We start from the raw sequence: 11,561 nt of genomic DNA on the forward strand, positions 1-11,561 counted from the left end.
ACCCGCGTACGCGGTGAGGCGGCAGGGGCGCGGGTGCGCGAGAGCCCACGCGGGCGGGCGCCGATCCAATAACCTGTGGCTGTGAGTCTGCGCCTTTACGACACCGGTACCCGTAGCGTCCGTGCGTTCGAGCCCCTGGAAGAGGGCCGCGTGGGGATGTACGTGTGTGGTGCGACGCCGCAGGCCTCGCCGCACATCGGGCATCTGCGGTCCGGTGTCATCTACGACGTGCTGCTGCGGTGGCTGCGCACGTCCGGGTACGAGGTGACGTTCGCGCGGAACGTCACCGACGTCGACGACAAGATCATCGCGGTGGCGGCGGAGCGCGACGTGCCGTGGTTCGCGATCGCCGAGGGCAACCAGCGGGTCTTCACGCAGGGCTACGACCTGCTCGGATGCCTGCCGCCGACGATCGAGCCGCGCGCCACCGGGCACGTCCCGGAGATGGTCGTGCTGATCCGCAGGCTGATCGAGAAGGGCCACGCCTACACCGCGGCCGGCGACGTGTACTTCGACGTGAAGTCGTGGGCGGACCACTACGGCGAGCTGTCCAACCAGCGGCTGGAGAACATGCGGCCGACCGGCGACACCCCGAACGAGGACGCCAAGCGCGATCCGCGCGACTTCGCGCTGTGGAAGGGCGCCAAGCCGGGCGAGCCGTCCTGGGAGACGCCCTGGGGCGACGGGCGGCCCGGCTGGCACCTGGAGTGCTCGGCGATGGCGACCAAGTACCTCGGGCCCGCCTTCGACATCCACGGCGGCGGCGTCGACCTGATCTTCCCGCACCACGAGAACGAGATCGCCCAGTCGCGCGCGGCGGGCGACGGGTTCGCGCGGTACTGGCTGCACAACGGCCTGCTGACCGTGGACGGCGAGAAGATGAGCAAGTCGGTCGGGAACGTCGTTTTGCTGCCCGACCTGCTCGGGAAGGCCCGTCCGGCGGAGATCCGGTACTACCTGGCCTCCGCGCACTACCGGTCGCTGATGGACTACACCGACGCCGCGCTGGCGGAGGCGGTCTCCGCTTACCAGCGCATCGAGGGGTTCGTGACGCGGGCGAGCGAGGTCGTGGGCGCGGTGGAGCCGGCGGCCTCGGTGCCGGAGGCGTTCGCGTCCGCGATGGACGACGACCTGGGCGTCCCGCAGGCCCTCGCCGCGCTGCACGAGACCGTCCGGGAGGGCAACAGCGCCCTCGCGGCCGGCGACGAGGGCGCGGTCCGCGGGCACCTGGCGTCCGTCCGGGCGATGGCGGACGTGCTGGGCCTCGACCCGCTGTCGGAGCAGTGGAGCCAGGCGGGCGGCGACGACCTGCGCCCCGTCGTGGACGCCCTGGTCGCGGTCGCCCTGGAGCAGCGGCAGGCGGCGCGGGCCCGCAAGGACTATGCGTCCGCCGATGCCATCCGCGACGGCCTCGCCGACGCCGGGATCATCGTCGAGGACACCCCGCACGGCGCCCGCTGGGAGCTCAAGCGCGACTAGGCGGGCGTGCACGGTGCGCCAGAAGCGATGCGCGATGTGCATTGCGCATCGCACGGTAAAATTGAATGTTCGCGGGCGTGCGCATGTGCGCCGCCCCGGAGATCTCAGCCGCCCGATCAGCCGCGAGGGCGCGCACGCAATCGTCGCGAGGGGCGTACCGAACAATGGCCAAGCGCAAGGGCAAGGGACCGACCCCCAAGGCCGAGGACCGGCACTGGCACGGCAAGCGCCAGAAGGCGCGCGCCGTCAAGAACTCCAGGCGGACCGGCACCCAGACGACGGGCCCGGGCAGCCGCGGGCGGGCCGCCGAGGGCGCCCGGCCGGCCGCGACGGGACGTCCGGCCGGGGCGCGCCGGGCGAACGGCGAGGTCCCCGAGCTGGTCACCGGCCGGAACCCGGTCGTGGAGGCGCTGCGCGCGGGGGTGCCCGGCAGCACGCTGTACGTGTCGTCGGGGACGGACGAGCGGGTCCGCGAGTCGATCCAGCTCGCCGCCGACCGCGGCATCCCGCTGCTGGAGACCGGCACGAAGGAAATGGACCGGCTCACCGACGGGGCCGTCCACCAGGGCATCGCGCTGCAGGTCAAGCCGTACCGGTACGCGCACCCCGACGACCTGCTCACCGGGACGGCGCCGCTGATCGTCGCGGTGGACGGGATCACCGACCCGCGCAACCTCGGCGCGATCGTCCGGTCCGCGGCGGCGTTCGGCGCCACCGGCCTGGTGGTGCCCGAGCGGCGCGCCGCGGGGGTGAACGCGGGCGCGTGGAAGTCGTCCGCGGGGACGCTCGCGACGGTCCCGGTGGCGCAGGCCACGAACCTGGCGCGGCAGCTCAAGGCGTACCAGAAGGCCGGCTGCTTCGTCGCGGGCCTGGACGCCGGCGGCGGCGTCACCGTCGCCGACCTGGAGATCGCGGGCGGGCCGTTCGTGCTGGTCGTGGGCTCGGAGGGCAAGGGGCTCGGCCGCCTGGTCGCCGACACCTGCGACATGCTCGTGACGATCCCGATGCCGGGGAAGGCCGAGTCGCTGAACGCCGGGGTGGCCGCCGGGATCGCGCTGTACGAGGTCAGCCGCCTGCGCTCCTGACGACGTCCGGGGCGTACGGCGCCTGGTCAGGGGGCGGCGTCCTTCAGGCGTTCCTTGAGCATGGCGGTGTACTCGGCGCGGTCGTTGCTGCGCGGGAACGGCTCGTCCGGAACGGGGACGCCGAGGAAGGCGCACAGCGGCTCCCAGCCCTGGGCGGCCTCGAACTCCAGCAGCCGCCCGGCCGGGATCTCGCGGCGCACCGCCGCGTTGTGGTCGTTGAACGCGCCGATGGCGTGGTCCTTGTCGAAGCGGCCGCCGAGACGCCGTCCCAGACGATGGCGTCGGTGACGTCCCGCATCTCCGCGACCTCCGGCGGGAGGTCGTCGAGGGGCACCAGGCGCGACTGGTAGATGGTGCCGTGGGCGCTCTCGTACCAGCGTTCGGGGTCGCGGACGGTGAGGACGACCTTGGCTTCGGGGTAGTGGCGGGCGAGCTGCCGCCAGTACGCGGCACCGGGCCAGTCGACCGTCGCGCGGTAGCCGTCGTAGACGCGCTCCCAGCCGGCGGTTCGCCGCGCGGCGGGACGGTGCAACCCGCGTCCTTCACCCTTCCGGGTGCAGGGCGAGGCGTCGCCGCCTGAGGAACGCGATCTCGACCTCGTCCTCGGTGCGCGCGATCGCTTCGGCGTAGGCCGCGGCGGCTTCCGCGTCCCGGCCCGACCGCCGCAGCAGATCGGCACGGATCGCATGAAACAGGTAATAGCGGCCCAGATCGAGCCCGTCGACCAGCGCGAGCGCGGCGTCCACCCCCTCGACCTCGGCCACCGCGACCGCCCGGTTCAGCGCCACCACCGGGCTCGGCGCCACCGCCATGAGCTGGTCGTACAGCGCGAGCACCTGCCGCCAGTCCGTCGGCGGACGGCTGTGCACCGCGTTGATCGCCGCCTGGATCTGGTACGGGCCGGGACGGTTGCGCCGCAGGCACCACCGCACCAGCTCCCGGCCCTCCTCGGCCATCACCTCGTCCCACAGCCCTGGATCCTGGTCGGCGAGCAGCACCAGCTCGCCGCCGCGCACCCGCGCCGCCCGCCGCGACTCCACCAGCAGCATCAGCGCCAGCAGCCCGCGGACCTCCGGCTCGTCCGGCATCAGCTCCAGCAGCACCCGGCCCAGCCGGATCGCCTCCGCCGCCGGCCCCTCCCGCCGGTACCCCTCGTTGAACACCAGGTAGATCACCGCGAGAACGCCCGCCAGCCGTCCCGGCAGATCCTCCGCGTCCGGCACCCGGTACGGGATCCGGGCCTCGCGGATCTTCGCCTTAGCCCGCACCAGCCGCTGCGCCATCGTCCTCTCCGGCACCAGGAACGCCCGCGCGACCTCCGCCGTCGACAGCCCGCCCACCATCCGCAGCGTCAGCGCGACCCGCGCCGCCATCCCGAGCGCCGGATGGCAGCACGTGAACAGCAGCCGCAACCGGTCGTCGTCCACCGCGGACGCCTCGGCCTCCGGCCCCTTCAGCAGCGCCGCCTGCGCGTGCTTGCCCGCCCGCGCGCCCTCCCGCCGCAGCCGGTCGACCGCCCGGTTCCGCGCCGTCGTGATGATCCACCCCGCCGGGCTGGGCGGCGGCCCGTCCACCGGCCACCGCCGCACCGCCTCGGCGAACGCGTCCTGCACGGCCTCCTCCGCGACGTCCAGATCCCCGAACGCCCGGACCAGCACCGCCACCGCGCGCCCGTGCTCCGCCCGGAACGCCCGCTCGACGTCGTCAGCACTCACCCTCGAAGGGTCGCACCTCCACCGGCAGCCCCGTCACCCTCGAATACCGCCCGGCCCACCACAGCGCCTCGTCATGGGTCTCCATCTTGACGATCGTGAGGCCGCCGATGTGCTCCTTGCCCTCGGTGTACGGCCCGTCCGTCGCGATCACGTCATCGCCCTCGAGCCGCACCACCGCGCTCTCCCCGGGCCCGCGCAGCGGGCACCCGAACACCCACGCCTCCGAGAGCTCCAGCTCCCGCCGGATCTCCGCGAGCTGCGCCATCACCTTCTCCAGCTCCTCCGGCGGAGGCTTCTCGCCCACGGGCTGGATGATGTTGAACACGTACCGCTTCATGTGTCCTCCCCTTTCCCATAGGTCCCGATGACGACCCCGGTCGTCGTCGTGACGGAGTCCACGAGCCGCAGGTTCTCCGAAATCCCCTCGAACAACCGCCGTCCCGTCCCCAGCAGCAGCGGATGGGTCATCAGCAGGTACTCGTCCACGAGCCCCAGCCGCGCCAGCGACCGCACGAGCTCCCCGCTGCCGTGCACCGTCAGTCCCTCCTCCCGCTGCTTGATGCCCGCCACCGCGCCGACGTCGTCCACGAGGACCGAGTTCGCCCACGGCAGCGGCTCCCGCAGCGTCCGCGACACGACGTACTTCCGCGTCCGCTCCAGCACGTCGGCATAGGGCTCCTCCCGCCCGGGCCAGACCCGGCGGAAGTCCTCGTACGTCCGGCGGCCGAGCAGGATCGCCCCGCCCCCGCCCAGGCGCTTGCCCATCTCCGAGCCCATGACCTCGTCATTCCCCGGAACCGCCCACCCACCGTGCGCGAACCCGTCCCGCTCGTCCTCGTCCGCCCGCGCCGGCGCCTGCATCACCCCGTCGAGCGTCACGTGCTCCACCACCGTCAACTTCCCCACGAGCCGATCTCCTCACCTGCGGCCGACCTTTCGCCCCCTACACGAACGCCCTCCCCCCGAAACGACACCGAACCCCGAAATTTCCCCTGCCGGCTTCGCCGTGGAACCACGGCCCCTGGCCTGGCGGGTTCGTGACACCACCCTCACCAAGGTGAACGCCAGGTAAACGCCCCACGTCACAGAACCGCCGCCAGAGGACGAGCCCCCCGCCACGGAACGTCCAGAGAGCAAGGGAGCCCTCATGCGCATCATCGCCATCGCCGCTGTCGCCGTCCTCGGCCTGACCGCCTGCGACCCCGCCGCCGGCACCACCCCCGAGACGCAGACCAGCACGAAGGCCGCCGGCAAGCCGAAGGCCGTGCCGATCAAACTGGTGGCCAAGCGCGCCCACGCCTCCAAGTCCGTCCTGTCGGACGGCGGCGCCCTCTCCTGCGTGAAGGTGACGGTCACCAACCAGACCAAGAAGTCCCTGGCGGTGAACCCGCTGTACTTCAGCATCACCGACGCCAAGGGCGTCAAGCATTCCGTGGACGAGGCGATGGGCGAGTACAACGGCGAGATCGACGCGACCACTCTCGCCCCGCGCGAAAAGGCGGTCGGCCTCGTATGTGGAAAGGGCAGGTTCGTCCCGAAGACCCTCGCGATGACCAACCCGCTCTTCAGCGAGGCTGCCCGCGCCGCAGTCGCCTGACGCGGAAACCGTCCCGCCCCTTGGCGGGCCATGAACAACAACACGGGGGAGACCCATGCCGCGCATCATCCTCACCACGGTCGTCGTCGCCGCGACCGTGGCACTCACCGCGTGCGAACCGGCCACATCCACCGCCGCCCCAGCCAAAACCGTCACCGTCGCCCCGACCCCGTCGGACACCGTGACGCCTGCCTCGAAAGCCACGCCCACGCCGGTCAAGACGAGAACCGAGCCCACCCGGATCCGCGTCCCCAACGTCGTCGGCCACAACCACCAAAAGGCCCAGAACGAAATGCAGGCGCACGGCCTGTACATGCTCGCGGAGAAGGACGCGACAGGTCAGGGCCGAATGCTGCTCTGGGACCGGAACTGGGTAGTGGTTCGCCAGACCCCACACGCCGGAACCCTCGTAAAGTCAACGGCCACGATCACCCTGTACTCAAAAAAGATCGGCGAATAACACCCGCCCCTCGAGCGGCAGCCAACCCCACGAACCAGCAGCGCCAGAGGCCCCTTGCGATAACCGCAAGGGGCCTCTGACCCGGAAGCAGGACTCCGACTAGCCCACCTGGACGAAGAGGGGCGCAGGTGGCCGGAAGGTGCCACACACCCCGGGGGACGACAACGGGGCGCGAACGGTGAACGTCTCAGGTGCACTTCACTCGATCCCTTTAGCGGGAGGCCCAAAGCGTGAATCCGCCACCACCACCCCGGATGCCGACCCCGCCACAGATGCCGCCGACGGGTCAACAGCACCGCATCCCCACCGGCGGCGTGATCGTGCTCGTAGCGTTGTTCCTGCTGGGCGGTATCGGGATCGGCGCAAGCGCCAAGGGATCAGGCAGCGACTCTCCGACGACACCCGCTGCGGCGCCGAGTCCGATCCCTTCCACGGTGACTGTGACGACCACCGAGTACGAGGACGCCACCCCACCGTCACAGTCACCCCCGAAGGCGAAGCCCCGACCAAAGCCGCACCCGACGAAGGAAGCGCCGGCGGCACCGAAGACAGACCCGCGCTACGGGACCTGCACGGAAGCGAAAGCCCACGGATACGGACCGTACGTTGAGGGCGCGGACCCCGAGTATTCCTGGTACATCGACCGAGACCACGACGGCACCGTCTGCGAGTAACAGCTAACGGCCGACCTCCCGCCAGTGCGGGATCAGCTACGTGTTCGCACCCGCTTCGATCAGCAGCCCGGCAGCGTAGCTCACGAGTTCTCACAGGGTCAGAAGCCACCCCAGAAGACAAACCCGGAGAGCGAGTCAACGTTTTTTGGTGCCGAGCCCGTGGATCCCTCTGGGGTCGGCGCGAGCTTCCAGTCGCCCTCCCATTTCACGGTCGTGGTCCTGGCGGTGCGGCCGCGGTGCGCCGGGTCCCGCGACACCGTTCCGACCACCGCGGTCTGAGGCGTGTAGGAGACGATTCGGAAGCCCGTGATCTGTGCAGCCTTCCCCGTCAGCACAGGATGGCTGGCGGCACGCACCCGCGCGTAGGCTGCGTTGCCCTTTCCCGCCACGACCTGCTGCCCCAAGATCTTCTGCCATCGCGTCGACCGGTCGAGCCGCACGCTGATCTGCACTGCGGCGATCAGGGCTCCGCGCGGCGTGTGCTCATAGCAACGTGCGATGTCGCCCTGGACGTCCAGAGGCCCGACCAATGGCGAGAACGGTACCGCAACACCCTCGAAGCGCTCCCAGAACACCTGCCTCGGCGCAGTCCTGGGAATGCTCTGGTCGCTGTTGTCGGTAATACAAGCACTTGCCCCCCGCCGAACTCGTGGCAGGAGACGCGGGCTCCGTTGCGGTCGCCCCGGTCTTCTCCTCGCTCTCCCCCGAGCAACCGGCGACGCCCAGGACGACAACGATGACTGGAAGGCAGGCTTTTTGGAACACGGGGACCCATCTCGCACGGCGGATCTGACACGAGCAGACCGATGCTAAGCCCTCTTGATCACACGGCCCTCTCCGGCACGACGTCTGAGCCACGGCCACAACGTAAACGGACCTGTCCGGAGGGTGCATCCGCGCGAATGGCTTTGTATGTGGGAAGGCGTCCTCGGCCGCCTGCGCTGGGACCGACACACCTAGGATTACCTGCGGCGACGCCTGGCCCAAGGCAAGACACGACGAGAGATCATCCGCTGCCTGAAGCGCTATGTGGCCCGGGAAATCCATCGCTTCATCCTCGCAGCAACTGCCATCACCGCCTCAGATGCGATCGCTGGTTGACATCCATAGGGGCATCAACCTCAAGGCAGCGGTCGCGCAGGTGCTGGGATTCACCCGCGCCCGCGTGGAGACCGCCCGGTGGATCGCGGTCCGTTCCCACATGGGCTTTGAAGCGTTCTACTGTCAGCCAGGCATCGAGGGAGCACACGAGAAGGGCGGGGTGGAAAGCGATATCGGCTGGTTCCGCCGCAACCATCCGGTCCCCGTTCCCGAGGCGAACTCCCTGGCTGAGGTGAACGCGATGGTCGACCAGTGGGACGTCCAGGACGAAGCCCGCCGGATCGGAGCGCGGTCACGGACCGTCGGTGAACACTTCGCCATCGAGCAGCCGCTGCTCAAACCGGTGCCGGACGAACCGTTCGAAACCGGTGTGGTGCTGTCGCCGCGCGTGGATCGCTTCAGCCAGATCGGCGTGCGCACCAACCACTACTCGGTACCGGTCCGCCTGATCGGCCGGACGGTGCGGGTGCTGCTGCACGCCTCGGAGCTGATCGTCTACGACGGCCAGGTCGAAGTCGCCCGGCATGAGCGGCTACTGGCCAAGGGCGGCTCCCGGCTGGTCCTGGATCACTATCTGGAGATCCTGGTCCGCAAGCCCGGGGCGCTGCCCGGGGCCACCGCGTTGGAACAGGCCCGCGCAGCGGGCAAGTTCACCCCCGTGCACGACCGGTGGTGGGGGGCTGGTGGCGGCCGCGAAGGCTGAGCTGTTCGAGCGCATCCGGCGTGTTTCGTGGCGGGAGGGGCTGTCGGTCCAGGCGCTGGCCCGCAGGTACGGGGTGCACCGGCGGGTGGTGCGGGAGGCGCTGACGCATGCTGAGCCGGCGCTGCGGAAGACGCCCCGCCGCGCGTTCGAGCAGACCAGGCAATCACTTCGCTGCCTGGCAGGAACCGACGTTGTTTACCACCGAGGTCCGCGCCGCGTTCCGGTCATTGCGTCAGCGGGGCGCTCCGGTCATTCACGGCACGGTTGACGGCCCGATCTGGTTGTTGCCATTCTCCCCACATGGGCTTGGGGGAACGCGTTCGCTACCAGACCTCCTTTACGGACTCGGCCCGCTGGGATGGGTTCGTGTTCCGTCCCGGCGACATCGTGATCAGCACCCCGGCGAAGTGCGGCACGACCTGGCTGCAGATGATCTGCGCCCTGGAGATCTTCAAGAGCGCGACATTCGACCGGCCGCTCGACCAGATCTCGCCGTGGCTGGACGTCCTGCTGCGCCCGCTCACCGGAGTGCTGGCCGACCTCGGGGCACAGGCGCACCGGCGGTTCATCAAGACCCATACGCCCCTCGACGGATTGCCCTTCGACGACCGGGTCACCTACCTCTGCGCAAGCCGGGACCCCCGGGATGTGGCCGTGTCCTTGGACAGCCATGCCGGCAACACCGACCGGGCCGTGTCCCTCGCATTGCGGGAGGACGCCGTGGGCGCCGTGGTCCTTGACGAGTTGCTGGCCGCCGCTCCGTCCCTGCCGAGCGGGACCGCGCGCGAGCGCTTTTGGTCCTGGGTCAATCCGGCCACGCCCGGGAAGGCCGTGTCCGACCTGGAGATCATGCTTCACCATCTGGACACGTTCTGGCAGGTCCGCGACCAGCCGAACATCGTGCTGCTGCGCTACGAGGACCTCCTTGATGACCTCGAAGGACAGATGCGCTACGTAGCAGCCCGGCTCGGGATCGCCATCACCGAGACAGCCTGGCCGGACCTGGTCCAGGCCGCCACGTTCGCGGTCATGAAGGGCCGGGCCGGCGAGCTCGCGCCCGAAGCCAGCCACGACGGCTTCTATCACGACCGCAGCCAGTTCTTCCACAGCGGATCGACAGGCCAGTGGCGGCAGGTCCTCAGCGAGGAGGAGCTTCCCCGGTACGCCGCCCGAGTCGCCGAATGCGCGCCCGCGGACCTTGCCGCCTGGATCCATCGGCCCGCGCTGCCGGCGGCAGGCAACCTCTAAGAACTCCTAACAGAATGATCTCGGAATAGGGGCGGGGGTCGGTGGGTTGACCGCCGGCGTGCGGAAGGGCGATGATCCGCCGTGGATCGTGCCCGGCAGTCTGTGGGAGCGGGGCGAACCGTTGTTGCCCAAGGTCGAGCGGCGGAGCCGGTATCCGGGGCGTAAGCGGATCGATGATCGCAGGTGCTGTGCGGGATCTTGTTCGTGCTGCATACCGGGATCCGATGGGAGTTCTTGCCCGCCGGAGCTGGGGTTCGGGTCGGGGATGACGTGTTGGCGCAGGTTGCGGGACTGGCACGAGGCCCGGGTGTGGGCTCGGCTGCACCAGGAGTTGCCGGCCGAGCTGCACGCGCCGGCCATCTGGACTGGTCCAGGGCGGTGATCGACGGCTCGCACGTGCGGGCGCTCAAGGGCGGCCCAAAACCGGGCCGAGTCCGGTCGACAGGGCGCGAACGGGCTCGAAACACCATGTCCGGTCTGGGCGTGCACCGCTACGTCGTCGAAGGACGATCGCCCTGCTGCACTGGTTCCGCTGTGCGCGATATGGCTGGCCGCCGTTGACGGTAGCTCACCATCGGCGAAGCCGACCGCCATCAGCCTGACCGCCAGGCCTGGTCGATGAGGGCCCTGGCCACAAGCCCCGACGAGGCCCGCCTGCGATTCGACCCCGAGTCCCCGGTCGCCGACGACCGCTGGCCCTTCGACACCTGAAACCGCAAAGGCGGGGCCACTTCAAGCCGTCACAACAGCGCCGAACCCGCACCCGGTGGGGCCAGATCAAGCCGGGCGGAGCCAAACAAGACCGTCCTAACCAGTCAGGGCATCAGTGGCCTCGCCTCGCTCATAGTGCACGGTCTCCGAGGCCGGCGGCGGCCCCAGGATCGAAGTGACGTTCTCGAACCGGCCTGTGGGCGCGAAGATGTTCCCAGTGGCGGTCCGGCAGGGTTCCATCTCCGACTGGTCAGCGCCGAGCTGCCGGAGAGCCGGCTCCACCATGGCCTCGCTGTTACGCATCCCCACCAAGAGCCGGAGCTTAAAAGCCCGGATTCCCTCCCGGTAGTGGTGGGCGGTTTCGAAGCTGTTGGGCACTCCTTGTAGGCGCCCACTCTGATCAGGATGTTGGACACAGACCAGACGAGACAGGCATGCATGGTCGGCTACGTGGTGCTCAAACTCATCAACATTTCTGGCCTGGCGATCACCAACTAGTGCCCGAACCGGCCTACAAACGGTGCTGCTTCTCGCCGGCAGAGCCACGCGAACGGTGAGAACGCATTGACAGACCGTTTCGCCCGGATGTGCCCTCCGGGTCCACGACGGGCCTGGGGAACCACGGGGGTTCCCCAGGAGCGCACGCGCAACCGATTCCCCGCACCGACCACCTGATCGTGGACGACAAGCGCGCGGCGGCGGAGGCCATGAGGGACTGTCCGAAAGATCGTGTGGGTGGGGTGGTGATCCGGAAGGCTGGGGCCGATGCCTCGGCCGGGAAGGATCAT

At 69.8% G+C, this 11,561-nt stretch carries 12 protein-coding genes and 1 pseudogene; 8 read left to right on the forward strand and 5 right to left on the reverse strand.

Annotated elements, in window-relative coordinates; all coding sequences use genetic code 11:
• The first annotated feature begins 81 nt into the window (after window positions 1-81).
• Both cysS and rlmB read left to right on the forward strand, forming a co-directional pair.
• Window positions 82-1,479, forward strand: coding sequence for a cysteine--tRNA ligase (gene cysS, locus ABD296_RS23150; protein WP_344270620.1), 1,398 nt, complete (start codon window positions 82-84; stop codon window positions 1,477-1,479).
• Between the two features lie 164 nt (window positions 1,480-1,643).
• Window positions 1,644-2,564, forward strand: coding sequence for a 23S rRNA (guanosine(2251)-2'-O)-methyltransferase RlmB (gene rlmB / locus ABD296_RS23155; protein WP_344270624.1), 921 nt, complete (start codon window positions 1,644-1,646; stop codon window positions 2,562-2,564).
• Between the two features lie 26 nt (window positions 2,565-2,590).
• Here rlmB and ABD296_RS23160 read toward each other — a convergent pair.
• The 4 genes and pseudogenes from ABD296_RS23160 to ABD296_RS23175 all read right to left on the reverse strand — a co-directional run bounded on the left by ABD296_RS23160 (window position 2,591) and on the right by ABD296_RS23175 (window position 5,185).
• Window positions 2,591-3,096: pseudogene (locus tag ABD296_RS23160) on the reverse strand (sulfotransferase family protein).
• 10 nt (window positions 3,097-3,106) lie between these two features.
• Window positions 3,107-4,279 (reverse strand): RNA polymerase sigma factor, encoded by a 1,173-nt coding sequence (locus ABD296_RS23165; protein WP_344270627.1) that lies wholly within the window; start codon window positions 4,277-4,279, stop codon window positions 3,107-3,109.
• Complete coding sequence (locus ABD296_RS23170) at window positions 4,269-4,616, reverse strand: YciI family protein (protein ID WP_344270631.1); 348 nt, start codon at window positions 4,614-4,616, stop codon at window positions 4,269-4,271. The genes ABD296_RS23165 and ABD296_RS23170 overlap by 11 nt, the downstream gene beginning before the upstream one ends.
• The gene (locus tag ABD296_RS23175) at window positions 4,613-5,185 is read right to left on the reverse strand and encodes a dihydrofolate reductase family protein (protein ID WP_344270634.1); all 573 of its coding nucleotides are present in this window, start codon (window positions 5,183-5,185) and stop codon (window positions 4,613-4,615) included. Before ABD296_RS23175 ends, ABD296_RS23170 begins: the two co-directional genes overlap by 4 nt.
• A gap of 241 nt (window positions 5,186-5,426) precedes the next feature.
• Here ABD296_RS23175 and ABD296_RS23180 point away from each other — a divergent pair, with 241 nt between their 5' ends.
• The 3 genes from ABD296_RS23180 (at window position 5,427) to ABD296_RS23190 (ending at window position 7,010) form a co-directional block, all read left to right on the forward strand.
• Window positions 5,427-5,876, forward strand: a complete 450-nt coding sequence (locus tag ABD296_RS23180) for a DUF4352 domain-containing protein (protein ID WP_344270637.1) — start codon at window positions 5,427-5,429, stop codon at window positions 5,874-5,876.
• Window positions 5,877-5,931: 55 nt separating this feature from the next.
• Window positions 5,932-6,336, forward strand: coding sequence for a PASTA domain-containing protein (locus ABD296_RS23185; RefSeq protein WP_344270640.1), 405 nt, complete (start codon window positions 5,932-5,934; stop codon window positions 6,334-6,336).
• 314 nt (window positions 6,337-6,650) lie between these two features.
• Window positions 6,651-7,010 (forward strand): excalibur calcium-binding domain-containing protein, encoded by a 360-nt coding sequence (locus ABD296_RS23190; protein ID WP_344270643.1) that lies wholly within the window; start codon window positions 6,651-6,653, stop codon window positions 7,008-7,010.
• 98 nt (window positions 7,011-7,108) lie between these two features.
• Here the strand turns inward: ABD296_RS23190 and ABD296_RS23195 are convergent, their stop codons facing one another.
• Window positions 7,109-7,585 (reverse strand): hypothetical protein, encoded by a 477-nt coding sequence (locus tag ABD296_RS23195; RefSeq protein ID WP_344270645.1) that lies wholly within the window; start codon window positions 7,583-7,585, stop codon window positions 7,109-7,111.
• Window positions 7,586-8,094: 509 nt separating this feature from the next.
• On the opposite strand from ABD296_RS23195, the gene ABD296_RS23200 reads away from it, so the two are divergent.
• From ABD296_RS23200 to ABD296_RS23210, 3 genes are all read left to right on the forward strand, one after another.
• Window positions 8,095-8,814 carry a Mu transposase domain-containing protein gene (locus ABD296_RS23200; protein WP_344270648.1) on the forward strand — a complete coding sequence of 240 codons (720 nt, stop codon included), beginning with the start codon at window positions 8,095-8,097 and terminating at the stop codon, window positions 8,812-8,814.
• 300 nt (window positions 8,815-9,114) lie between these two features.
• Window positions 9,115-10,062 carry a sulfotransferase domain-containing protein gene (locus ABD296_RS23205; protein WP_344270651.1) on the forward strand — a complete coding sequence of 316 codons (948 nt, stop codon included), beginning with the start codon at window positions 9,115-9,117 and terminating at the stop codon, window positions 10,060-10,062.
• 88 nt (window positions 10,063-10,150) lie between these two features.
• Window positions 10,151-10,444 carry a transposase gene (locus ABD296_RS23210; RefSeq protein WP_407061501.1) on the forward strand — a complete coding sequence of 98 codons (294 nt, stop codon included), beginning with the start codon at window positions 10,151-10,153 and terminating at the stop codon, window positions 10,442-10,444.
• Window positions 10,445-11,561: the final 1,117 nt, after the last annotated feature.

Source organism: Actinomadura napierensis, from assembly GCF_039529375.1.
Lineage (GTDB): Bacteria > Actinomycetota > Actinomycetes > Streptosporangiales > Streptosporangiaceae > Spirillospora > Spirillospora napierensis.

What these genes read in the sequence shown, in the direction of transcription:
- ABD296_RS23170 (WP_344270631.1), bottom strand. Translation starts at nt 4,616, where the DNA reads ATGAAGCGGTACGTGTTCAACATCATCCAGCCCGTGGGCGAGAAGCCT.
- rlmB (WP_344270624.1), top strand. Translation starts at nt 1,644, where the DNA reads ATGGCCAAGCGCAAGGGCAAGGGACCGACCCCCAAGGCCGAGGACCGG.
- ABD296_RS23205 (WP_344270651.1), top strand. Translation starts at nt 9,115, where the DNA reads ATGGGCTTGGGGGAACGCGTTCGCTACCAGACCTCCTTTACGGACTCG.
- ABD296_RS23185 (WP_344270640.1), top strand. Translation starts at nt 5,932, where the DNA reads ATGCCGCGCATCATCCTCACCACGGTCGTCGTCGCCGCGACCGTGGCA.
- ABD296_RS23180 (WP_344270637.1), top strand. Translation starts at nt 5,427, where the DNA reads ATGCGCATCATCGCCATCGCCGCTGTCGCCGTCCTCGGCCTGACCGCC.
- ABD296_RS23200 (WP_344270648.1), top strand. Translation starts at nt 8,095, where the DNA reads ATGCGATCGCTGGTTGACATCCATAGGGGCATCAACCTCAAGGCAGCG.